Source organism: Paenibacillus sp. FSL H7-0716, assembly GCF_038002705.1.
GTDB classification, from domain to species: Bacteria; Bacillota; Bacilli; order Paenibacillales; family Paenibacillaceae; genus Paenibacillus_AQ; species Paenibacillus_AQ odorifer.
Map to the genome: position 1 here is coordinate 16,077 of NZ_JBBODA010000043.1, position 24,059 is coordinate 40,135.

At 47.1% G+C, this 24,059-nt stretch carries 23 protein-coding genes; 18 read left to right on the forward strand and 5 right to left on the reverse strand.

The window, feature by feature from the left end; translation table 11 throughout:
* Positions 1-24: 24 nt before the first annotated feature.
* From MHH60_RS29595 to MHH60_RS29610, 4 genes are all read left to right on the forward strand, one after another.
* Positions 25-1,437: an ATP-binding protein gene (locus tag MHH60_RS29595; protein WP_076138210.1), complete on the forward strand. Its 1,413-nt coding sequence runs from the start codon at positions 25-27 to the stop codon at positions 1,435-1,437.
* Positions 1,438-1,532: 95 nt separating this feature from the next.
* Positions 1,533-2,807: an MFS transporter gene (locus MHH60_RS29600; protein WP_051491245.1), complete on the forward strand. Its 1,275-nt coding sequence runs from the start codon at positions 1,533-1,535 to the stop codon at positions 2,805-2,807.
* 19 nt (positions 2,808-2,826) lie between these two features.
* Complete coding sequence (locus MHH60_RS29605; RefSeq protein ID WP_076138212.1) at positions 2,827-3,492, forward strand: oxidoreductase; 666 nt, start codon at positions 2,827-2,829, stop codon at positions 3,490-3,492.
* 93 nt (positions 3,493-3,585) lie between these two features.
* The gene (locus MHH60_RS29610) at positions 3,586-3,966 is read left to right on the forward strand and encodes a RidA family protein (RefSeq protein ID WP_076138214.1); all 381 of its coding nucleotides are present in this window, start codon (positions 3,586-3,588) and stop codon (positions 3,964-3,966) included.
* A 94-nt stretch (positions 3,967-4,060) separates the two neighbouring features.
* Here the strand turns inward: MHH60_RS29610 and MHH60_RS29615 are convergent, their stop codons facing one another.
* A complete protein-coding gene (locus tag MHH60_RS29615) occupies positions 4,061-4,828 on the reverse strand; it encodes a TspO/MBR family protein (RefSeq protein ID WP_076138216.1) in 768 nt (255 codons plus the stop codon).
* 462 nt (positions 4,829-5,290) lie between these two features.
* Between MHH60_RS29615 and MHH60_RS29620 the strand changes: the two genes are divergently transcribed.
* The 3 genes from MHH60_RS29620 (at position 5,291) to MHH60_RS29630 (ending at position 10,495) form a co-directional block, all read left to right on the forward strand.
* Positions 5,291-8,377 carry a DEAD/DEAH box helicase gene (locus tag MHH60_RS29620; protein ID WP_076138218.1) on the forward strand — a complete coding sequence of 1,029 codons (3,087 nt, stop codon included), beginning with the start codon at positions 5,291-5,293 and terminating at the stop codon, positions 8,375-8,377.
* A 33-nt stretch (positions 8,378-8,410) separates the two neighbouring features.
* Positions 8,411-9,202, forward strand: a complete 792-nt coding sequence (locus MHH60_RS29625) for a hypothetical protein (RefSeq protein ID WP_076138220.1) — start codon at positions 8,411-8,413, stop codon at positions 9,200-9,202.
* Between the two features lie 141 nt (positions 9,203-9,343).
* A complete protein-coding gene (locus MHH60_RS29630; protein WP_076138222.1) occupies positions 9,344-10,495 on the forward strand; it encodes a WD40/YVTN/BNR-like repeat-containing protein in 1,152 nt (383 codons plus the stop codon).
* 365 nt (positions 10,496-10,860) lie between these two features.
* Here the strand turns inward: MHH60_RS29630 and MHH60_RS29635 are convergent, their stop codons facing one another.
* Entirely contained in the window at positions 10,861-11,550 is a 690-nt protein-coding gene (locus MHH60_RS29635) for a GTP pyrophosphokinase (protein ID WP_051491247.1), read from the reverse strand.
* Between the two features lie 243 nt (positions 11,551-11,793).
* Here MHH60_RS29635 and MHH60_RS29640 point away from each other — a divergent pair, with 243 nt between their 5' ends.
* From MHH60_RS29640 to MHH60_RS29655, 4 genes are read left to right on the forward strand one after another with little or no spacing between them, the layout of a single operon-like run.
* Positions 11,794-12,585 (forward strand): zinc ribbon domain-containing protein, encoded by a 792-nt coding sequence (locus MHH60_RS29640; protein ID WP_076138224.1) that lies wholly within the window; start codon positions 11,794-11,796, stop codon positions 12,583-12,585.
* A 40-nt stretch (positions 12,586-12,625) separates the two neighbouring features.
* Positions 12,626-13,444, forward strand: a complete 819-nt coding sequence (locus tag MHH60_RS29645) for a TrmB family transcriptional regulator (RefSeq protein ID WP_036682516.1) — start codon at positions 12,626-12,628, stop codon at positions 13,442-13,444.
* 25 nt (positions 13,445-13,469) lie between these two features.
* Positions 13,470-13,772, forward strand: coding sequence for a hypothetical protein (locus MHH60_RS29650; protein ID WP_038568522.1), 303 nt, complete (start codon positions 13,470-13,472; stop codon positions 13,770-13,772).
* A 42-nt stretch (positions 13,773-13,814) separates the two neighbouring features.
* Positions 13,815-14,408 carry a xanthine phosphoribosyltransferase gene (locus MHH60_RS29655; RefSeq protein ID WP_076101352.1) on the forward strand — a complete coding sequence of 198 codons (594 nt, stop codon included), beginning with the start codon at positions 13,815-13,817 and terminating at the stop codon, positions 14,406-14,408.
* A 113-nt stretch (positions 14,409-14,521) separates the two neighbouring features.
* On the opposite strand, the gene MHH60_RS29660 is transcribed toward MHH60_RS29655, so the two are convergent.
* The 3 genes from MHH60_RS29660 to MHH60_RS29670 form a co-directional block, all read right to left on the reverse strand.
* Positions 14,522-15,478, reverse strand: a complete 957-nt coding sequence (locus MHH60_RS29660) for a diacylglycerol/lipid kinase family protein (protein WP_052096739.1) — start codon at positions 15,476-15,478, stop codon at positions 14,522-14,524.
* 110 nt (positions 15,479-15,588) lie between these two features.
* Positions 15,589-15,927, reverse strand: a complete 339-nt coding sequence (locus MHH60_RS29665; protein WP_036682511.1) for a DUF4870 domain-containing protein — start codon at positions 15,925-15,927, stop codon at positions 15,589-15,591.
* A 93-nt stretch (positions 15,928-16,020) separates the two neighbouring features.
* Entirely contained in the window at positions 16,021-17,010 is a 990-nt protein-coding gene (locus MHH60_RS29670) for a serine hydrolase domain-containing protein (protein WP_076138226.1), read from the reverse strand.
* Between the two features lie 469 nt (positions 17,011-17,479).
* Here MHH60_RS29670 and MHH60_RS29675 point away from each other — a divergent pair, with 469 nt between their 5' ends.
* The 7 genes from MHH60_RS29675 to MHH60_RS29705 all read left to right on the forward strand — a co-directional run bounded on the left by MHH60_RS29675 (position 17,480) and on the right by MHH60_RS29705 (position 23,543).
* Positions 17,480-17,668 (forward strand): hypothetical protein, encoded by a 189-nt coding sequence (locus tag MHH60_RS29675; RefSeq protein WP_019913840.1) that lies wholly within the window; start codon positions 17,480-17,482, stop codon positions 17,666-17,668.
* Between the two features lie 402 nt (positions 17,669-18,070).
* A complete protein-coding gene (coxB, locus tag MHH60_RS29680; protein WP_076101356.1) occupies positions 18,071-19,117 on the forward strand; it encodes a cytochrome c oxidase subunit II in 1,047 nt (348 codons plus the stop codon).
* Between the two features lie 126 nt (positions 19,118-19,243).
* Positions 19,244-21,091 carry a cytochrome c oxidase subunit I gene (gene ctaD, locus MHH60_RS29685; RefSeq protein WP_076124740.1) on the forward strand — a complete coding sequence of 616 codons (1,848 nt, stop codon included), beginning with the start codon at positions 19,244-19,246 and terminating at the stop codon, positions 21,089-21,091.
* Complete coding sequence (locus tag MHH60_RS29690; RefSeq protein ID WP_076101357.1) at positions 21,088-21,714, forward strand: cytochrome (ubi)quinol oxidase subunit III; 627 nt, start codon at positions 21,088-21,090, stop codon at positions 21,712-21,714. The genes ctaD and MHH60_RS29690 overlap by 4 nt, the downstream gene beginning before the upstream one ends.
* A gap of 5 nt (positions 21,715-21,719) precedes the next feature.
* Positions 21,720-22,046: a cytochrome C oxidase subunit IV family protein gene (locus tag MHH60_RS29695; protein ID WP_076138228.1), complete on the forward strand. Its 327-nt coding sequence runs from the start codon at positions 21,720-21,722 to the stop codon at positions 22,044-22,046.
* Between the two features lie 85 nt (positions 22,047-22,131).
* Positions 22,132-23,052, forward strand: a complete 921-nt coding sequence (gene ctaG, locus MHH60_RS29700; RefSeq protein WP_076138229.1) for a cytochrome c oxidase assembly factor CtaG — start codon at positions 22,132-22,134, stop codon at positions 23,050-23,052.
* A 26-nt stretch (positions 23,053-23,078) separates the two neighbouring features.
* A complete protein-coding gene (locus MHH60_RS29705; protein WP_076124485.1) occupies positions 23,079-23,543 on the forward strand; it encodes a DUF420 domain-containing protein in 465 nt (154 codons plus the stop codon).
* Positions 23,544-24,059 lie beyond the last annotated feature (516 nt).

The window sequence follows — 24,059 nt, forward strand, 5'->3', positions numbered from 1 at the left end:
TTTTGCCAAGGTGGGAGTGAATCTATGGGTTATCTTAAAATATTTTTTGGAAACACCGCGATGCTAATAGCTGTAGCCTATTTGGCTAATCTTATATATAAAAGCACCATTTCAAATGCAAGTGTAAGAATAAAGAAAGTAAGCTGGGTATTACTGGCCATCTTTGCCGGGTGGATTAGTACTCTTTTTGGGTATAGGCTGGATGAGCATGTGATTTTTGATTTACGTTTTGTGCCACTTATTATTTCAACGCTGGCTTATCCGCATCCTTTTATTCTTGTTTTGATTGGTATAGGAACAGGCCTTACACGGTTAACTTTTGGAGTAAATGAGGCAGCAATGGCCGGTACAATTAATTTGTCCATTCTAGGATTTGTTTGTGCTGCGCTTAGCTACTGGGTCAGACGATCTAGCTTATGTATAGTGAACAAAGGTTTGATCGTGATTCTAGTCGTAAATGTAATGAATGCAATCAACATTATGGTGTTTGGTGTGATTCCCGCCCCAGAGTACATAAGAGAGATTATGCCGATTACTTTCCCTGCGGGGTTGATTCTAAGTGTTCTATTCTCCTTAATTATTCGTGACTTTCAATTAGGACTCTTACGGAATGGGCAGATTCAGCGTGCTAATGAACAGTTGTCGGCCCAGACGGAGGAGCTGCATAAGAATAAGATTGCGCTTGAGGAACGTGCCGATCAGTTGATGATGGCTTCGCAATTCAAATCCGAATTTCTGGCCAATATGTCTCATGAGCTTCGAACACCACTGAATAGCATCATTAATTTATCGCAATTCATTGAAGACAATGATAATTCTCTTACGGAAGCAGAAATGAGTGAGTATGCAGCGATTATCCGCCGTTCTGGTGAAGAATTATTGATGATAATTGGCGATATATTAGATCTTTCCAAAGTGGAAGCAGGTCGATTAGATATTATCAATGAAGATTTAAGTGTTATTGAGATCCCAGAGATCCTGGCTATGCAATTCGCTGTCACGGCTAAACAAAAGGAACTGGAATTTACTATTGCTATGGAAGAAAATATCCCGCAAATGATTCATTCCGATCCACAGCGGATTCAGCAGATCCTGCGTAATTTGCTCTCTAATGCTTTTAAATTTACAAAGTCTGGCCATGTCGCTCTCCGTATTCGTCAAGAGGAACGTGGAGAAAGAGCTATTGTGAAACATTGGATTGTATTTGATGTAGAAGATAGTGGGATAGGTATTGCACCAGAGAAGCACGCCATGATCTTTGAAGCCTTCCAACAGGCGGATAGAACAATTAGTCGAAAATATGGCGGAACCGGATTAGGACTTTCTATTAGTAATGATTTGGCCAGACTGCTCGGAGGGTTCATTACTTTAGAAAGTGAGGAGGGGAAAGGGAGTCGTTTTTCACTTTATTTACCCCTCGAATTCATAGAAGAGTAAGCTCCAATATTATTTGTTAATTTGGCGTATTGACAGTAGATTGATGCGGAGTAGAATGAAGCAAATGCCGCATCAAAGGAGTGTTACCCCTCTCTATGAACAACATGGAAACTAAGCACACAGTTACTAGTTCAAAGCGTGTCCGTAAAACCTCAGTACATCGCAGAAATTTGCGCATTGCTACCTGGGAAGGTGTGCCATCGACCATTTTCCAGGTACTGCTGCAAGGGCAGTTTCTAACAGGATTCCTACTATATTTAGGAGCCACTTCAAGTCAAATTGGATTTGTGCTAGCGCTTACCACTTTGGTTAACGTGATGCAGATCGGGGTAGCTTTTTTGATCCAGAAGCTGCCAAGCCGCAAATGGGCTATGGTTACTTTTATCGGCCTGCATAGGATACTTTGGAGTTCTACGGGGCTAATTCCGTTTATTTTTCCTAAAGAGTATTGGGTCATGGCTTTTATAGCCTTATATACTACTGCTTTTATTGCCAATACGGCGGGTGGTGTGCTGTGGAGCTCTGTGATCAGCGATCTTGTTCCAGCACGTGTGCGTGGACGTTATTTTGGGATTCGTAATACGTTCCTGAATGCACTTGGTAGTCTGGTGATGTATGGTGGGGGTATCGTATTGGATCGTTATCCCGGGAGCCATGGCTTTCTGATTCTTTATATTGTTGTGTGGATCTTCGCGATCTCTAACGTCGTTGTATTCTTTTTTTATCCCGACGTGCCTTTCGAGAAATCGGAAGAACATAAATTTTTGCCGATGTTTAAGAAACCGCTTAAAGATACTTTATTTATGAAGTCTACTTTGTTTCTGGCCGCCTGGTTGCTGCTGCAGAATTTAACTGTTCCGCTATACTCGTATGTCATGTTGCAGTTACTTCATATAAATTATGAAACGTTATCGCTGCTTAATGTGTCCCAGACTCTTTTTATGATGGCTAGTTTCTACGTTTGGGGCAATCTAAATGCAAAATATAGCAATAAACGTCTGTTGTTCTTTACGTTGCCGATTATTGCCTTGTCCTCGTTGATGTGGGGGCTCTTATCTGTGTTGCCGATGCTGTTGGTGTTGTTTGCCGCTCATATTGTTTTTGGTGTAGGTGTAGGCGGTTTCAACCAGCTGGCCTTTAATTTTATTATTGGGGACACGCCGAAAAAAGAACGGCCTATGTATATGGCGACCTATGCGGCGCTTACGGGTTTATCATCCTTTTTTGGCCCGCTTATTGGGGGACAGTTGTATGAAAAAATTGCCCATTGGCCGCAATGGACCCAAGTCTACGGTATGCAGTTGGTAGTGGGAACGCTTATGATCGCTCTTGCCTTCCTGCTGGGCCGTCGTATTCTAAAGGACGAATAGAAGTAAAGGGGACTATTCCATGTTAAGGATTGCGTTGGTATTAGGAGCTACTGGGTTAGTAGGGAAAGCGGTTACGGAGGAATTGCTGAATCGTGAAGGATGGGGTGAGGTGAGAGTGCTTGTACGGACTCCATTAGCTTTAGAACATCCTAAGCTTAAGCAAATCGTTGTGGATTGGGAGAACCTGGCGGAGTATAGCGATTCGTTCGAAGGCGTTCATTCCATCTTCTGTTGCCTCGGGACTACGATCAAGAAGGCAGGTTCACAAGAAAAGTTCGAACGTGTCGATCTGGATTATCCGCTTGCAGCTGCTGCTATTGCGAGAGATCACGGTGTTAAACAGTTTTTGGTTGTTTCATCCATGGGGGCAGATGCCAAATCGCGCAATTTCTACAGTCGGACTAAGGGTAGAGCAGAGGAAGCGTTAAGCAAAATCGGTTTTCAAGGGCTGCATTTGTTTCGGCCATCCTTGCTGCTGGGTCATCGTGAGGAATTCAGACTGGGAGAACGCTTCGCGGCTAGATTGATGAAAGCGCTGGAGTTTGTAATGGTTGGCAAAGCAGCTAAATATCGTGCCATTCCTGGTGTAACTGTGGCGAGAGCTATGGTTAACATTGCCTCTGCTGACACGCATGGTTTGCATATCTACACGAATGAAGTAATACATGTGATTGGAAAACGTTAAGTTTTTCGGGCTGCTAATAAATTTGCATTACGGTGAGAACAGGACTTACAATGGACAATAAATGATCAGCGTTTAATGGAGAGGGGTAACAAGATGAGTAAAAAACAAGTAGCTACTACAAAAGCACCAGGAGCCATTGGTCCTTATAGTCAAGCCATTACTACCGGTAGTTGGGTATACACTTCAGGACAACTGGGCCTTAATCCAGAGACAGGGAATTTGGCTGAAGGCGTTCAGGAACAAGCTCGTCAAGCACTTAGCAATGTACAAGCTATTCTTGAGGAAGCTGGTGCATCACTGGATCATGTAGTGAAGACCACCGTATTCCTAAAAGATATGAATGATTTTGCAGTAGTTAACGAGGTTTACAGCACTTTCTTTAAAGAACCTTATCCTGCCCGCAGTGCCATTGAGGTTGCTCGTCTGCCCAAAGACGGACTGGTTGAGATCGAAGCGGTAGCCCGTAAGAAATAAATATGATTTCGCACTTCTAGATTATTCTACAAAAAAGGCAGGTTAAGGAGGATCACCTTCTTAGCCTGCCTTTTTATATTATCGAGCGGACGGATCAGTATCTGCTGTATCTTCTGCGGCGTGGTGTGAGCAATAGCCAAATGCTGTAGAGCAGCAGAAGACCTGCCGTTATTGTGCCAGTTACAAAGACTGCATTAGCCTCTCTATGTTCCAGGGCGATCGCGATGAAAGCCCATACGAAGACCAGAGGATAGATGCTGTCTCGGTTAGGATAGCTGACTAACACCGCAAGCAGTGTCCCCACGCAGAGCATGATCACAGCCCAGGTTATCCCGCTAAGTCCAAACCCATCCCAATGATTTTTCTCCAGAACAACGCTAACATTCACGATAGTCGCCACAGAGATCCAGCCAAGGTATATACTAAAGGGTAGCTTGATCAGCCATTTCTCGCCTGAAGTAGGATTTGCGATCTGGCGCGTTCGTTGATAGATAACAATGATGGAAATTAACATTAACACCATGGCAATCAAAGAAAGCTCGATGTATAGATACTGCCAGAGGAAAAGCCAACTCATATTAAAAACACAGCTCAGGATAAACCAGAACGAAATAGCTCGTACAGAATCCCTAGAGCTTGTATAGGAGCGGAATTGATAAATAACGAAACCGGCTAACAAGAGATAAATCAGTGACCAAATGGAGAAGGCGTAGCCAGCAGGAGTCATGTAAGTCTTGTATTTGTCAGAGATTTCTCCTGTACTGTTTCCGCCCAAAGGCAAGGTTACCGCCAGCACATTTACGATAATTACACCCACAAAGAATACGAGGTTCCACCATTTATAAGGATTATAACGTCTCAAATAATTCACTCCCTAGCTTTTTAATAGGGTGTTGCTTATTTAGAATATACCCCTTTTTGGCCTAATTAAGACTATAAAAAGAAAAAAAGTGACTAGTGAGTCATAACATTCTTGGATAGCAGGGCAGTAGTGCGGGGTATTTTAAATGAATCAAATTACTGGGTGTTTCTATATCCTTCAACTTTATTTCATAAAAATCTACAGAAAATATGCAGAAATGTTTTTAAATCAGCGCTTTTTCGTATAAGATGAAGAGATGAAGATTCAAGAAAATATAAGTTTTGTCCTAGTTCTTTATCCTTATATTTACCGCAGGAGCGCATTCCCTCTCTAAAAGAGGAAGAAGCGGTTTCTACTTGTATAGCTTCAAAATTTATTTCTCGCGGAAAAGGTTGCAGTTACCCTTCCTGATGGTGGGGGGCTGGTTCTTTTTTTGCTTGCTTAAAAGACAGGAGATCACCGATGACTAAGCATCTGTATGCAATATGGTTAGGGGACGTTTTATTTTGCTTCTCTGGCGAAACTTCGGAGCCGAAGGTTGACGCTTGGACTCGCGTAGTGAAGCGGATGGAGCTACAGGGAGGAGTGCGTCCTTTTGCAACTGCTGCTCTGCGTCTGGCAGAAGTGAAATATCCGGCTCCCCCTGTAGAGGGGAAGCCTGCCCGGCGCGGATTGCCCGGACGAACGTTCGAAGGGCTCGCCTTGGTTCCTAGCGATGCATTTCAACTGCTTCTGGCATGGGATGAGACGTTATGCCGAGGTCAGGGAGTGGAGCCAGGTGGCGAACTGCGTTACTGGGCAGCAGCGGCACGTTTTGCGCTGGAGCTGATGGGTACAGGCGGAATTACCCCGGGAGCTTTGCCACCACGCCCTGTGGGCTCACGTCGCCGCGGCGGCGAACAGGCGGCGACGGTCTGCTGGTCGCCAGCTTTCCGAAAGCAGGAGGACAAAGAGATCTTTCTGCAGCTGGCAGCATCCATGCCTGTTCTTGCACTAGGAACGCATATCGCAGAGGCGGGGGATTTATCCTCTCGTGATGAGGCTGGAGCATATGTGCTTTACTCCTTTATGCAGGCTGTAATGACTGCTGAGATAAAAAAAGTAATTGCGGGCATTGAAAGTGAGTTAACCCCTTATAAAGCGAGTTATCGGCGGGGGTATTCCCCTTTAACTGAACTGTGGTGGAATAGCCTTCTCACGGGAAGCCGAGATATACCCGTGCAAGGAACTCCGGCAGAGGTGACAGACCTATTAGTCACTGTGAACGAGACCGCTGGCAGCGATGTGCCACATTCAGAGCCAGAGGAAGCACGGAGCGGGCAGCTGGGTCTTGGGTTACGGCTGGAGCCGCCAGAAGACAATAATGAAGTGTGGCGGTTAACCTTCTGGGCGGAGAACAAGGAAGAAGGGGAATTCTGGTTTCCCGCCAAATCGATCTGGAGCAGTAAGGAACGAGAGTTTACGTTATGGGGGAAACGCTATCGGAATATCCAGCAGCAGCTGCTTATAGCGCTGGGCCGGGCTGCGAAGATATCGCCGGATATTCAGCGTGCTCTTGCTAAGCCTGCACCTACGGGGGCAGATTTGGAACCGGAGCGTCTTTATTTCTTTTTGAAGGAGACGGTGCAGCAGCTGCGCGATCGGGGAATAACGGTGCAGATGCCTTCGCGCTGGAGCCGTGAGGGACGCCGCCGCATTGGCATGAAGATGAAAATGCAGCCGGGCGTGAACGGGGGCGATAGTCCTGCGCCCGCGGCTCTGGGTATGGAAGAACTGATCTCGTTCCGTATTGAGGCCTCGCTTGGAGATAGTACGATTAGTGAGGAAGAATTAAATGCATTAGTAGAAGCTGGTGTACCTTTTGTACGTTTCCGCGGGGAATGGATTGAGATAGATCCTAAAGAAATCCGCCAGGTTCTTAGATATATGAAACGCCATGAAAACGGAGAAATGACTGCCGCGGATTGGATGCGCCTAGAAGCCGAGGATGGTGAAGATCGGCTTTGGAAAGGAATGTCCGTCACTGGGATGGAGACATCGGGGCTGTTGGCATCGCTTATGCGCGGAGATGTATTACGTAATCTTCCGGTGCGACCTGTACCTGAGGGTCTGCATGGAACTTTAAGACCTTATCAGGAGCGGGGTTATCAGTGGCTGGCCGAGCTCAGTGGTCTGGGTTTTGGGGTGTGTCTCGCCGATGATATGGGTTTAGGTAAAACGGTGCAGGTTATCACCTGCCTGCTGGACCGGGCGTTAAGTGCTCCCCCTGAAGAGAAGCAGGAGCCTGTGCTGATTCTCTGCCCAACATCGCTTCTTGGCAACTGGCAGCGGGAGCTGCAGCGCTTTGCACCTTCGCTTAATGTACACATACATCATGGTGGACGCCGTGTTCGGGGAGATAGCTTCTTAGAACTGGCAACCAGTCATGATATCGTACTGACGACCTATCACTTGGCAGGGCGTGACAGCGAGGATTTAGCCAATGTCCAGTGGTCAACAGTAGTGCTGGATGAAGCTCAATATATTAAAAATCACCGGACGAAGCAGGCACAGAGTGTGATGAAGTTATCGGCGCCGCATCGCATAGCTATGACAGGTACTCCGGTAGAGAACAGACTTGGTGAGTTATGGTCTATTTTCCACTTTTTAAACCCGGGCTATTTAGGAACCTATCATTCTTTCCGGCAGCGTTATGTGTCTGGTGAGGGTGGGGAACGTCTGCGGGAGCTGCATCGCTTGGTATCTCCCTTCCTGTTGCGGCGTCTGAAGAGTGATCCGGATATTTCTAAGGATTTACCGGAGAAGCTGGAGCTGAAGTCTTATTGTCCACTGACCGAGACCCAAGCTGCCCTGTATCAGGGTGTCGTGGATGAAATGCTCGGCGTGATCGGGGAGAGTAGCGGTATGGCCCGCCGTGGACTGGTGTTATCCTCTCTGACGAAGCTGAAGCAGATTTGCGATCATCCTCAGCTATTCCGGAAAGAAGAAGGTCGGAGTCCGCGTAATGAACATTCCGGTAAAATGGAGGTTATGTTCGAGGTGCTGGACAGTATTGCTGAAGTTGGCGAATCTGCGTTGATCTTTACTCAATACGTAGCGATGGGTGAGCTGCTGGTGAGCAAGCTTACTAAACGTTATGGTACATCGCCGTTGTTCCTTCATGGAGGGATTCCAAAGCGGGAGCGGGACGAGATGGTGCATGATTTTCAGGAGGGCAAGGGTCCATCCTTCTTCGTGTTATCTCTTAAAGCGGGCGGAGTAGGATTGAACCTAACCCGGGCCAATCATGTTATTCATTACGATCGCTGGTGGAATCCGGCAGTGGAGAATCAGGCGACAGACCGGGCTTTCCGAATTGGGCAGGATAAGAACGTACAAGTTCATAAACTGATTTGCCAAGGAACGCTGGAGGAACGTATTGACGAATTAATTGAGCGGAAGAAAAGCCTTTCAGAGCAGGTTGTTGGTTCTGGTGAAACATGGTTGACCGAGATGTCTAATCATGAACTGAAGGAGCTTATTGAACTGCAGGATCAGGATTGGATGTAAGGAAAGACATGAGCAATACGGAGGGATCGAACAATGAGTGAACTGTTAGAGATGCGGCTGGAAGTTGTGCCTGGATTAGTAAAAGCAGCATGGACGGCTTCGCCCGGGAAAGTGACGGGAGGGTCGCGGGCAAAAGGTGAATGGAATGTCGGTACTTCTGCTGTTCCTCAGGGACAAAGACCGGAGCAACCTCTCTCTCTGAAGGTTCCAGTCTGGCATGCTGCCCGTAGAAAAGAAATATTGCGGCGTCTGGCGCTAAGTCCGGATGAGGTATTTGCTTTGCTGCAAGGGAGATTGACGGGTGGGCTGGCGGAACTGGAGCTTCTGCCTACAGATACAGAGCTGGAGCAAGCCCTCTTTGAGGGGGAAGGATTAGAGAACCAGACGGAGACTCTACAGCTTATAAAAGAACGACTTGCTGAAGAGCCGCTGCTGGCGCTTTCTCTGAGAGGATTTACTAAGGGAGAACTCCTGGATGGAATATTTGCCCTTTGGGCTGAAAGTGATATAGCTGCTGATGATTCTGAGGCAGAGGCAGCCCCAGTTAGTGAGCTTGCAACGGAATTAGCACGGCTAGAGCGCAAGGGCCCCGCAATTTCTTCTGGGGAATGGCTTGCAGAAGCGGCTGCTGAAGGTTCGCTTCACCAGCCGGGACCGCAGTTCCATGAGATTACGGCTAGGCCATTTCCTTCATCGCCGGTAGTAGCAGCGGTAACGGAAGACTGGGGAGCTTTGCTGCCTCAGACACCTAAGGCACTAGAAGGCTTAACTTTGATTATGAATCGAGTAGCAGAAGCTGCTGCCCGTCGAGCAAGTAAGGTGTAATTAAACAGCAGTGGAGTTTAGAGAAGCCGCATCCTATCTGAGGAGGCGGCTTCTTCTTTGTGTAAAGCTTCTGTAACCTTTTACTATTAAACTCTGTCTATGATTATAGAATAGAAGGAAATGGAAAAAGGAGGATTTCATTTGAGACTATATGCCGTTTTTGCCCCGATAATCATTGCTGGGTTATTTCTGCAATCCTACATGGTAAACGATAATCTTGGTTTAGATTCGAGTATGGGGACAAATACCGCTGAGCTGAAGACGGATATGAATTCTTTGCAGGGGTATCCTGCTAAATTTAGCATGAATGACATAAGGCATGGGTGGGGAATAGACAAGACTGGATTATGGACTACGAACGATGGAGGAAGTAGTTGGTACCATCCGGACAGCAATATCGTTCCTATTCCACAAGAAACAGGCATCTTTGCCGCAGCAAGCTTTTTCCTGAATGCCACAAATGGCTGGATTATAAGTAGTCATGGTATGGGGCAACCTGTCCTGATCTATCATACCTCTGATCAGGGCCAGACCTGGAAGGAGACAAAACTTCCCGTCACGGAGGATTGGGAGCAAGGATACAGTGGCGGATTTATTCATTTTATCGATGTGAATGACGGGTATGTGCTGTTGGATTCAGAACCTGGTCTCGGGATGATGGAGAAATCCTTGTATCGCACGGCTGATGGCGGGAACAGCTGGAAGCGAATCGGAAATCTAACGGGGAGTATTAAAGCCTATCCAACAGGGATAACCTTTCAGGATTCCCAGAATGGCTGGATCACCTCCAGCAATCATGGGCAAGAATACATTTTAACGTTCAGAACTACGGATGGCGGGAAGAGCTGGAAGCCGGAGCAATTAAAGAAGCCAGCTGCTCTGGCAGCCTTTACTTACAGTAATAGTTATCCGCCTAAATTCTCAGGCAAAGACAATATGAAAGGCATCCTGCCCCTGGAGATTGTTGACGATGGGATTAGAAGTATGGTGTTTTACACAAGTGATAACGGAGGCAGGACATGGAAGCTTGGCCCTCAATTGCTCGGTACTGAGGCAGCGAGAACAACATGGCTGAACGCTCGTGAAGGTTGGGCTTTGCAGGAGGGCGGCAAACTGATGGGGACTGTCAACGGGGGTGTAAGCTGGAGGTTGATTGCGACATCACAGCTATTCGCGAAGGCAGAAAACATTCAGTTTGTTACCCAGAAAAACGGCTGGCTGGCGGGTCCAGGATTTCTACAGACCACTACAGATGGCGGCGTTACATGGAAGCCTTTGGTTAGTAAGCCTTGAGGCTGAATACAGCGGAATGCCGGAGTCATGATTAGCCGTTGGTTGCGGCTTAGGGACTCAGGAGGCGTTATTCACACATTTATCGCCTATCCAGCAAGTTTTCGGACTCCAGTGCAGCTATTTTATATAGTAGGGTGCAGATCCGGTGTTTTTTATGCCGTTAGCGACTTTTGGGTCCGATAGTATGCAAAATGGAGGATTATTTTGCGAATAAGATCGGCTGGATCCGATAGCACCTAGCTTCGGCGGTGAAGGGTAACGATCAACCGGCCTAATCGATTAAAAAGAAGGGGGTGTCCCAGCAGCCATTGTCATGGCTTATGAGACATCCCCTTAATTTTTGAGAAATGTAGAAATATGAAAGCTTAAACCTGCCCGCCGGCAGGGGATTCCCCTTCTGCAAGTTCCAGAATCTCGCGGCGCAGGCGCAGCATTTTTTGATCCAGTTCATCGGCGGCGCGTGCGGCATCCTTCAATTCCTCCGCAACATGCGAAGGAAGCTGTTTATCGAATTTATAATACAGAATATGTTCCATACTTGCCCAGAAGTCCATAGCTAGGGTTCGCAGCTGTATTTCGGCTTTGACCCAGCGTGTTCCTTCCAGCAGGACGAGCGGAATGGCGACGATAAGATGCAGGCTTTGATACCCATTCGGCTTGGGATGGGCTATATAATCTTTGATCTCCAATACGCGAATGTCTTCGCGTGTGCTGAGGTGATCAACCAGACGGTAAATATCTTTAACAAAAGCACATACAATCCGCATACCTGCAATATCATGAATGTGCTGCTCCATATTTTCCAAGTTGAACTCGAAACCTTTGCGCTCCATCTTTTGAAGGATGCTCTTGGGTTCTTTAATTCGGCATTTAACATGCTCGATGGGACTGAAGCCGTCACGGACCTGCCATTCCGTTTTGATCACATCGATTTTATTCTCAAGATCATTTAGTGCATGGCGATAGAGTGCTGGCAGAGACTTGAACTCATTGATAAGATTTGTGAAATCCTCGTTATCCTGCCAATGTTGCAGATCCTTAACGTGTACCTGCATCTGTTTTAGCGTAAGCTGTGTGCTGTCATGTTCTTCCACTGAAACTCTCCCAATTTCGTTATTTGTGATTAATTCTATTTTAACCGATGTAGAACCCCTGACGCAAAATAACGTCTGAAATCAGGGAAAATAAGAATTTATAGGAACATTCTCCGCTAAATCGCGTATTAAAGCACATTAATGAATCTGTTCGATACATTTGGTATGATAGAAACACGTATCGCTGGAGAGGGAGGAACTGTAATGAGTTTTATGAAACGAATCAAAGATAGTGCGAGCCGGGTTACCGAAAAAGCACAAAGCTCTGTTGAGATCGGCAAGCTGAACGGGCTTATTTCCGATATTGAACGTGAGATGGAAGTGGAATTCACGAAAATGGGCAGGCTTTTTTATGAAGGGTATCGCTCTAAGGATATGTCTGTAGCTGAAGGCAAAATGGTAGAACTGGCACGGACCTGTTCCAAGCTTCAGGAAAAAATTGAAGTCCAACGCGCAAGAATTGCTGAACTGAAAAATGAACGGTTATGTTCTTGCGGCAATGTTGTGGCGCTCGATGCAAACTTTTGTCCAAAGTGTGGAAGTAAGCTGGAGGAGCTAACCACTTCAAGAAAGATTCCGTCACCGCCGGTATTCGTCAAAACTGTGGATGAGGACGAAGAGGATGAGGATCAATACTATGGTGCGGATGAGCTAACGGATGAAGAGAAGGAGATTGCAATGAAGCTCCATCCGCAAAATGTGGTGTATTCTGAGATCCTGGCTTCTGAGGATGATGAGCTGCCATTAGAGGAGTATGCGGTGAACGAACATGACATTGAACGGGATCGCAGACATGCTGATCAGCTGGAACGGGAAAGACAAAGACAGCTTGAGCTGGATCGTCGCATCCGCGATTGGAATGCGAATGAACATCAGGAGGAGTCCGCAGTCACCCAGGACAGTGGTGTTCGTGATATGATTAAGTGTCAAATCTGTCGGAATGAATTGCCAAAGGGCTCCTTATGGTGCCCGCGTTGTGGATCGGAGCAAATATAGTACAGATATCAGTCAGCTTAGGGCTTAGGGGGACAACAAGATGGAACAGCTGCTGCTGCATCTGCGCAATCTGGGCTTCACGGAGATGGAGTCCAAAATCATGGTCGAGCTTGCGACTAAAGGTCAGGCTTCTGGCTATGAGGTTGCCAAACAGCTCGGAGTTTCAAGATCAAATGTGTATGCGGCGCTTCAGCGCCTAACACAGCAGGGATATGTACGATGTGGTGAAGGAGAGCCTGCGCGGTATAGTGTTCTCAATCCGGAGGAGCTTGCGACGATGATCTCGGGAAGAGTTCAAGCTTCGCTGGCTTATATGGAAAGTGAGATGCCTCGCGGGGGGCCTGTTAGTCCTTCTTTTTATAATGTAGAGGGCGACCGCAATGTAATGGGGGCGCTGATTCGCCAGCTTAACATGGCAGAGCAGGAGATTGTAGTGGATATGTGGCGCGAGGAAGCTTCGCTTCTACGGAGTGAACTTGAACAGGCCGAACTGCGTGGCGTTAGGCTTTTATGGGCTTTTGACGGTGGAAATGCTGCTGCTGCCTCTTACCCGGTATGGCCGTCATTCGGAAAAGATTCGCAGCGGGCGGATGGACGGAAGTTCTCATTTGTGATTGACCGGAGCTGGTGTATGCTGGGGATGCGTTATGATGATGGATCCGCGCAAGCAGTGGTAACCGAGCACCCGGTGTTAGTGGAGCTGCTGTTGAATCATTTCACACAGGAAATGGTCTTGTTTGAGCTGGAGCAGGATATGGGCGCAGAATTAGTAGAGCGTTATGGAGAACGTTACAGCAAAATTCATAGCAAATATGTTATGTATGATCAAGGCGATGATGGGGAAGAACAGGCGCAGTAGTTATTATCATAGGGAGGTGAGAAGCATGGAATGTATCGTTCATTTTGAAGTGGTGCACAATGATGGTCCTAAGAAATTGCGTGGACTGTTGTTTCTGGATAAGGGAGCATCTCCTGGAGAAGCAGAATTAGTCGAAATGTTTAAGGACATGAATTTTAACGTGAGACTGGAAGATCGCGAAAAATTGATTTTTAAACCGGTAAATCCGGGAGATTTCTTGGAGATTCGAATTACGGGTTATGATAACGGTCAGGAAAAGAGCAAGGATGATCATAATTTAAAATCGATCGTTGGAAATTTATTGCCTCAGAAGCCGACAGGTCTGTAATGTGGGGAGAATGGATTCAATGATGGGAGAAGGAGGAGCACTATGGAGCTGTTGAGACAAAAAGTGTTGAAAGAAGGTATTGTACTCGGGCAAGGAGTGCTCAAGGTGGATTCTTTTCTGAATCATCAGATGGACCCCTTCCTGATGCGCGAGGTTGGCCGTGAGTTTATCCGCCGGTTCGCTGGCGAAGAAATTACGAAGGTGCTGACTATAGAATCCTCGGGAATCGCTCCGGGGATTATGACAGCATTAGAGCTGGAGGTTCCGTTGATTTTTGCCCGTAAGCAGAAATCGCTGACGCTGACAGAAGACATTTACGTGGAGAAGGTATACTCCTTCACGAAGAAAGAAACGAATGAAATTACCGTTTCGAAGAAATTCATTGCTCCCGGAGAACGGGTGCTGATTGTTGATGATTTCTTGGCGAATGGTGAAGCCGCCTTCGGACTTGCCCGTATTGTTGAGCAGGCGGGAGGAAGTGTGGTTGGAATTGGTATTGTGATTGAAAAAGCGTTCCAGCCAGGGAATCGGCTGCTGCAGGAAGCGGGATATCGCGTAGAATCACTTGTGCGTATTGCTTCACTGGAGGACGGAAGAGTCACTTTCGTGGAAGACGAGGAAGAGCCTCTTGTTTGAGGCTTTTGGTATGAATGCTCAAACAAAAGCTATAGGATATACAAAACAGCAAGCGAACTGGTAATGAACCAGTCGCTTGCTGTTTTTTGTGTGTATGGTATGCACGGGTCAGGTTACCCGTTGCTGCCGCATGCCGCTGCAGTGTCGACGGGCAGCTGTACGCTGTCCGCCGCCAGCGGCGATAGCACCCGCAGCGCCCCCGGCTCGCAGCGAACGGCCAGCGGCCCTTTGCCGAGGCTCTCGCCGTCGCCGATCGCAGGCCGGGCCTCGGCAAAGCCTACGGCTACGCTACGTCCGCGTAGCATAGACACGAAGGGCAATGCCACATGCTTGCCCTTCAGTACAGTGGGGAACAACCGCAGCAACTGCCCGCGGCTGCACCCATGCACGACGCAGACGTCAAGCTGGCCGTCATCGGCCTTTGCCTGCGGGCAGATCAAAAGCCCGCCGCCGTAGCTGGGCAGGTTGCAGATCGAGACCAGCCATGCCTTCTCGAAGGCGTGCTCCGTACCGTCGCAGACTACGCTTACCCGGCAGGGCTTGAACGTCATCAGCGTATGCAATATGCCGATGATATACGCCAGCTGGCCTGCTCCAATGGCATTGCACAGCCGTTTGTAACGGCTGGCATTCACATTCTCAGCCACTTGAGCATCAAAGCCATTGGCAACGGCTGTTACGGTCAGTCCGTTTGCTCCTGAAAGCAGGTCTGCTTCGATATACCGCTCGCTAAGGGCAGCCTCCAGCGCGGCTTCTATTGAAAGTGGAATGCCGAACCCCCGGGCGGTGTCGTTGCCGGAGCCGGCAGGAATTACGCCCATGGGGATATCTTTGCCGCAAAGTGCACCCAAAATGCTGTGGAGCGTGCCGTCACCGCCGATTACAATCACGGCTTTCCAATCCTCGCGATGCTTTAGTGTATTTAAAACAAGGGCTTCTGCACCCTCTACGCTGTGCGTAAACAAGGACATGAAAGGCAGCGAACGTTCCTTCATGAGCGCCTCTACAGTATGCCAGGTCCGGCCGCCTGCTCCCCCGCCGGAACGCGGGTTTATGATAAATAGATACATATGATTTCCTCCAGCCTGTAGAATTCCATTGATGCCCTTTCTACATTGTAAGGAGTGGATGGGCAAAAGGGAATACTTTTCAGCGATGAGAGGGGCTGCTTTTTGGGGGATTACAGATGGCGAATCTGACTTTCTGCGATATCACCCGCCCAAGGGAGTTTGTACCACCTGCCACTTAAGGCATGGTAAATCATTAGCAGCCACACCCCAAAGCTGCAAAGAGAGACGAGGGCACTCATCAAGGGACCAAGGAATGGGACCAATCCGGTTAGAACGTGGAGGATCATCAGTACCCCGAAGGTAATCAGTGATTGCAGCGAATGGAACAGCACAAAGCGGCTGCGTTTCTCCAATGCGAGAAAGACGACGCCGCCGAGAAAAGGGAAAAAGTAACACAACGCGCCCGCTATATTATCGGGCAATCCGGTGGATGATTTAAAAGGGGACAATGGGCTCACTCTCCTTCTGCTTGGAGAAGAAGGAGCATGATTGTTCTAATCCTTCTTCCTTACAAGCCTATGACTTGTCAGGAAAAAGTATGTTTAGCTCATTGAAGGGAGAACATACTTTTCAAGCAGCTTGCGTGGGTTCTTCCAGTTATTTGTCTTGCTCTCTGCTGTAAAGACCACGACAGTATCCAGATTGGGGAAGAGCAGAATCTGCTGCCCGCCATGACCGTGGGCGAGCTTGTAGGGCTGACCGCTCATCGTACCGATCCAAAACTGATATCCGTAATCACCAAACGCTGGATATCCCTTAGTTTGAGCGGTAAGTGCATCCTGCAACCAATGTTCTGGGATGATTTGCTGCTCTGCAAACACTCCATTATTCAGCAGGCAAATTCCGAATTTAGCCATATCCCGAGACGTTAGGTGCAAACCGATATGACCCATGCTATGTCCTTCGGGGCTAGGTAACCAAGCGGTATTAGCCATTCGGAGTGGAGTAAATAAATGCTGTGCTGCATAGGTAAATGCATCAAGACCTGTAGATTCACTAATCATCATCGAGATTAGATGTGAGTCGATGCTTCGATATTGGAACTGGCCGATTTGTTCTGGAATAATGTTCAAGCTAAGGCCAAAGAAACCCCAGCGGCGGCTGCGATGGAGGTTCCGAACGAGCGGTTCACCGAGCTTCTTCCCTGTGATCCAGCTAAAACCGGAAGTCATGGTAAGAAGATGACGGAGTGTGATCTTTGAGAGATGTGGGGAGTGAAGGTATGGAATATGCTTGCGAAGAACCTCGGACACAGAAATATGGAGATCAGGCATCTCTCCACGGCCGATAGCGATTCCCGTAAGAACGCTGACAAAACTTTTGGTGGCAGAACGGAGATCATTTAATGCTCCAGCATGATGGTCGTTATAATAACGTTCGAAGATGAGTTTTCCATGACGCACAATAAGCATGCTATGCATCTTGGGGTATTCTTTTAGGATAGCTTGATGGGCTTGTTCAAGACCCTCCAGGCGTGTATCGGTGTCTTCTGGCGCTGCGGTAGTCATTAGGGGAATTACAGGCTGGGACATAACGATCTCCTTCTCATTTGTTGGTAAATGCAGTTTACCTTGCTGTTTAGGTTATTTTATTTTAACCAGTTTTGAGACATCTGACTTACGAAGACAGCTGTGAAAAATAATATTTTCCAAATAGTACATTTTACAAGGAAAGGTGGAAGTTAATCCGGAATATGATACAATATAACGATAAGGCCCGAAAGGAGTGATTCAGTAAGTGGCTCTTCGGGTAATAAAAGTGTCAAGGAGCTATCGTTCATCAGGCGTCCTTACTCTCAGCCCAAATCACGACGAACCTGCTTCACCGGCAAGGCGGTGTTTCAAAGGCTAGATTTAGCTTTAGATTCCACGTTTTGACGGATAGTGCAAGCCACGTATGTGTAATGGATACTTCACTTGCATTCGAGGTTACGGCGTACTTTTCATCATGCATTCTCTACAACGGAGCATTCATTTTCAATGTTTTGGGAGGGAACTGATCATGGCAAGTAAAGGTCATAACGAAGTCAAGGAAAGTCTACGGGAAATGACACGCATTTTCCGGCCCAAAGATCCCAAGAAATTCGTAAAGGAGTACGTCCGAAAGTATCGGATTACAGGAGGCTATGAAGAAGAACTGACCATGGTCGTGGAACACGAGTTGGTACGGATGAATTCATCCGTCTCCTAGCTAACAGATACGTTTGTCACTTGCTTAACTTTAGACATCATTTTGAGTAATAACATCCACGAGGATTCTTATAAACCGTGCCCGAGCAACTTTTGTTGCTGGAATCGGTTTTTTTGTATGCCCATTTACGAATAAGGAAAAGTCTTCCTCATAGAATAGTCAAATGAATTAATAGACACATTTTAAATTGAATGCGCTTTCTTTATTATTTTTTATTTGTTTGCGTTTTCATAAAATGCTAGAAAATCCAGATGGGACAAGGGTTTATTGTGTCGAAAATTACAATGTGAACTAGTTGTGAACGATTGACAAAACTTTCCCTTAAACTTATATTAATAGTGATTGTTATAATTGACAGAAAAAAACAGGAATCTACGAAATCGGGAAAAGCGGGGTAGATCAATGATGAAAACGTGGCAGGCTGTAAAGCGACTCCTTCCCATGACCGCTATGTTTGGACTCTTTCTTGCCGGGTGCGGTCGTGAGGACTTGTCAGTACTCAGACCACAGGGACCTGCAGCAGACAGATCTTACGGATTAATGGAGCTGTCGATCAGCATTATGATCGTGGTGTTGCTGATTGTCTTTACGATTGCAGCTTATGTACTGATCCGCTTCCGCAGAAGACCGGGTCAGAATGAAATCCCTGAGCAGGTTGAGGGCAGCATTAAACTTGAGATTCTCTGGACAGTCATTCCGCTTATCCTTGTTGTAGTACTGGCCGTGCCAACGGTGAAAGCAGTGTTTGCCGCTGGAGATGATCATTCCAATGACAAGAATGCGATCAAGGTTAAAGTAACCGGCCACCAATACTGGTGGGAGTTTGAGTATACCGACTATAAGGTAACTACAGCGCAGGACCTGATTATTCCGGTGGGCAAAGATATCGCCTTTGAACTGGAAACTAAAGATGTGCTGCACTCCTTCTGGGTCCCTTCTCTTTCCGGTAAAATCGATACCAATCCAGCTGGAACGATTAACCGCTTTAGCTTTAGTGCGCCTAATGAAGGCGTTTACCGTGGGAAATGTGCGGAGCTATGTGGACCTTCTCATGGATTGATGGAATTTAAGGTGAAATCAGTTAGTGAACAAGAGTTTCAAAAGTGGATTGATTCTATGAAAGCACCTGTAGCTGTGCTGCCAGAGGATCCTGCTTTAGCTGAGAAGTTCAAAGCGGCATGTCTGACTTGCCACGCTGTAGGTGATCAAGGGATTAATAATGCGCCTAACTTAACTGGAATTGGTTCTCGGGAATCGATTGCTGGAATTCTGCTCAACGACGACACGAGGGAAGATGGTGCGCCGATTGAAGAGAATCTCAAAACCTGGCTGCACGATCCGCAATCTGTAAAACCAGGCAATCTGATGCCTAACCCCAAAGATCTGGGCCTGAGTGATGCTGAGATTGATGGCATTGCAGAGTATCTGGCCAACTATAAGCTGGACTAATGCCTTAGCCTAAAGGCGGGCGGAACTTTCGAAAAGGGGGGACGAACTTTGGCTCAAGCAGCGCATACCTTGAATTCATCCAAGCCTCTGGGGCACGGCCACAGTGTGAAGCGCCATACAGGACTTATGGATTGGCTAACAACCGTCGATCACAAAAAAATCGCGATTTTGTACCTATGGGCCGGAGGATTATTTTTTGGCATCGGGGGAATTGAAGCGCTTTTGATTCGTTGGCAGCTCATCAAGCCGATGAATAACTTTTTGGATGCACAAACGTTTAATGAACTCATAACCATGCATGGTACGACGATGATCTTCCTCGGCGTCATGCCAGTCATCTTCGCACTCATGAATGCCGTCATTCCGCTACAGATCGGTGCACGTGACGTAGCCTTTCCTTTTCTAAATGCACTTGGTTTCTGGACCTTCCTGTTCGGCGGGATTCTACTGAATCTTAGCTGGGTTATGGGTGGTGCTCCTGATGCCGGGTGGACCGCCTACACCCCACTATCTACGAGTACATACAGCACTACACACGGTGTAGACTTCTATACGATCGGCTTGCAAATTGCCGGATTAGGGACCCTCATCGGGGGGATTAACTTTCTAGCCACGATCATTACGATGCGTGCGCCGGGAATGACCTATATGCGGATGCCGATGTTCGCCTGGACCACATTTATCACTTCCGCCATTATTTTGTTTGCTTTTCCAGCAATAACAGTAGGTTTAGTACTGTTGACATTCGACCGGATTCTAGGAGCCAATTTCTTCGAAGTCGGAGCCGGAGGAAGTCCAGTGCTATGGCAGCATATCTTCTGGATATTTGGTCACCCGGAAGTTTACATTCTCATTCTGCCTGCCTTCGGGATTATTTCCGAGGTCATCCCAACCTTTTCGCGTAAAAGACTGTTCGGATATAGCTCCATGGTGTTTGCAACCATCTTGATCGCCTTTTTAGGCTTCATGGTCTGGGCTCACCACATGTTCACAACTGGACTTGGACCTGTAGCTAACGCGTTGTTCTCCGTATCAACGATGTTAATTGCGGTTCCGACCGGGATTAAAATTTTTAACTGGTTGTTTACGATGTGGGGCGGGCAAGTACGTTTCACAACCCCTAACCTGTTCGCAGTAGGATTTATTCCTACATTTACTATGGGGGGAGTAACTGGAGTGATGCTGGCGTCCGCACCTGCTGACTTTCAGTTCCATGATACGTATTTTGTTGTAGCGCATTTCCACTATGTTATTGTAGGTGGATTGGTGCTTGGCCTGTTCGCAGGTCTGCACTACTGGTGGCCCAAAATGTTCGGACGGATGCTGAGTGAGACGCTGGGCAAGTGGACTTTCTGGACGTTTATCATCGGATTCCATCTGACCTTCTTTGTACAGCATTTCCTTGGGCTTATGGGGATGCAGCGCCGTGTGTTCACTTATTTGCCAAATCAGCAATTTGATTTGCTAAATCTAGTCAGTACCATTGGTGCAGGACTTATGGGCGTCGGTATGATTATTTTCTTGGTGAACATTTTCCTGACTTCCAGAAAACCGGCGGATGCAGGCAATGATCCGTGGGAGGATGGACGTACATTGGAATGGACCATTCCTTCACCGCCGCCAGAATATAACTTCAAGCAAACACCTCTTATTCGGGGGATTGATGCCTTCTGGAAAGAAAAAGTAGCAGGGAATAAAGGCATGACACCAGCAGAGCCTGTGGGCTCAATTCATATGCCGTCGGCAACGATTTTACCGTTTACGATGTCTATCGGAATTTTTATCGCTGGGCTTGGCTTTATGTTTAGCCGTGATGAATTCGGCAATGCTTTTATGAGCTTCCTGTTTAATAATTATATCGTTACAGCCATCGGTCTTATTATTACATTTGGATCCATGCTGATGCGTTCGCTGTATGATGATCACGGATGGCATATTGAACCTGAAGAGCTGGAAGGAAGTGAGCGGACATGACAACGGCACATGCAGAAGCTTCTAAGGATACCTTTCCGCACGAGCCGGAAAAAGCTACGCTCGAAGGACGCAACAAGGTTCTTGCCTTTTGGTTGTTTCTAGGCGGCGAAGCGGTATTGTTCGGCACGTTGTTCGCAACTTTCCTCGCACTGCGTAATCAGACGAATGAGGGGCCTTCGGCGAATGAACTATTTCACCTGCCGCTTGTAGCCGCTGCAACATTCATCCTGCTGGTAAGCAGTCTGACGAGTGTATTCGCTATTCAGGCGATGCACAGAAATCGGCCGGCACTGCTACGGAATTGGCTGTTAGTTACTGTAGTTTTAGGTTTAGGTTTTCTGGTTTTGGAGATCTATGAGTTTACTCAATATGTAAGACACGAAGAATTCGGAATGACCACAAGTGCATTCAGCTCGGCATTCTACACACTGGTAGGATTTCATGGTGCACACGTAGCCTTCGGGATCGCTTGGATCTCCATCTTGATTGGGCAGCTCGCCCGCAAGGGGTTAACGGTAGTTACTGCACCAAAAGTGTATGTGTCAGCCATGTACTGGCATTTTATCGATGTGGTATGGGTCTTCATCTTTACGGTTGTATACCTACTCGGAAAGGTGGGCTAGGCACTATGACGACGGATCAGCATATGCCAGATAGCGGCGGGTATAAGCAACGTCATCGGCATGAAGGACCACAGAAACATATTGTTGTCTTTATTTTCTCCATTGTCTTAACATTGATTGCTTTCGCTGCTGTTGCGGCTGGGGGCGTAAATGCAACCTTTGCGATTATTTTGCTGCTGGTAATGGCTGTTCTTCAGGTTATTGTGCAGATGGGCTTCTGGATGCATCTAAAAGATAAAGGGCATCTTCTGCCGATTATCTTTATGCTGGGCGGCTTCTTTATCGCTGGGACCTGTATTGTTATGTCGCTGTATTGGGTTTGGTGGAACTAACGGACAATAATAAAAGAGGTGGGCTGCGATGCCCCCTCTTTTTGATGTTTAGATATAAGAATTCCTGCGCTAGGAGGTTGGGATTATGCTGGGATTAGAATACTTTAGCTTTGCTGAACTATGGAGTCCGCTTTTTCTAGCGGTAATGCTGCTGCTGACAGCAGGTTATTTTGTGTGGATTGGTCCGATTGCTGGGCGTTATGCCGATTCAATAACGGTGCCATTTTGGCGTAGAGCGTTATTTGTCTGTGGGATGCTTGCCCTTTATCTGGCACAAGGAGGACCCATTAGCCTCTTAGGGCATATGATGTTTTCCTTCCACATGGTCAGTATGGCCTTGTCTTATCTGGTAGCGGTGCCGCTGATTATGCTTGGAATTCCAGATTTTATCTGGCGCAGGATACTAAAGGTGAATCCGCTTCGGCGGTTATCTTTTTTAGCTCATCCGGTAGTAGCTGCTCTATTGTTTAATGGACTTTTTTCCTTGTACCATATTCCTGTTATTCATGATTATGTGATGCTGCATTTTACTGTTCATCGTATTTATTACATTGTTTTGTTCCTGACCTCTGCTTTAATGTGGTGGACACTGATTAATCCGCTGCCGGAACATCGTATGGCGAGTGGGCTTGGGAAGATTGGGTTTATTTTTTTGAACATGGTATTGCTGACGCCAGCTTGCGGGCTGATTATATTTGCCGATCATCCACTCTACGCCACTTACAGTGATCCAGAGACTTGGGCGCGTGCTATGGGCTATTGTATCTCGGGAGACCCCTCTGTTTTACTTCAGAATTTTGGAGGTCCTGCATTCTTTGAAGTGATGTCGCCGAAGGTGGATCAACAGGTGGGAGGCATCGCGATGAAGTTCATTCAGGAATTTATTTTTGCCTCTATGCTTGCTTATGTGTTCTATCATTGGTATAAAAAAGAGAACGGACAAGACGACGATGAATTGTCGACGCCATCCTCAACACTTCAGGAGAGCAACTTGAACCGTGCATAACTGGTAGACTGCCGAGGGGGAGAATCATGGATATTTTCACAGTGTTTCCGACTATTAGTACGTCATTCATCGTGATCAGCGCGGTGCTGGTGGCTATAGGTTGGTGGCTCATTATCAAGGGCAAACGCGAGGCACATAAGAAAACGATGATTGCTGCCGCTATCGCTGCGCTGCTGTTTTTTATTGTTTACGTATCGAGAACGTTGTTTGTGGGGAATACCTCATGGGGCGGACCGGATGAACTGAAGACAATTTATCAAGTGTTTTTGATCTTCCATATCGTTCTGGCAACCGTAGCTGCGGTATTCGGACTTACTACGTTAACTCTTGGTTTCAAGGCGAAGTATTCCAAGCACCGTAAGTGGGGCAGAGTGACATCGATAATTTGGTTTATCACAGCGATTACAGGCGTTATGGTGTACGTGCTGTTGTATGTTTTGTATCCAGGTGGACATACCAAGCCGGTGTGGGAAGTTATTTTGGGAGCGTAAAATAAGTGCTTGAAATAGAGCACAGAGTTTAGTGCGTTGAGCGAATGAACAGCACTAGAGTAGCAGAGTCGTAAATAGTTATGAAATAAGCCTATATATCTGCATGTTCCTGAGTAGGGATTGCGGGTGATGGGCTTATTTTCGTTTGTGGAGCTTCGGGATCTGTCCTGAAATTGAACGAAGTTAGCTCGAAAAAGACGCAATTAGGGAAAACCTCCCTGATAATGCACGAAATTAGCTAAAAAAGGCCATAATTAGGGAAATCCTCCCTGAAAGTGAATGGATTTAGCTCAATAACGGAGTAATAGCTGAAATTTTGGGGAGGATTTCCCTAAAAACTAATAATCTAAGCTCGGTTGGGCAGATTTTAGGGAGTTTTTCCCTAATGTTGCTATTCCGTCCGGCAGTCGCCCATATCCCACACCTGAAACTGCAATAGCAGCCGAAACGGTATCCCGCACCCGAAACCGCATCATCCGCCATACCCTCATCACACAATCGGAACTGCACCTCCGC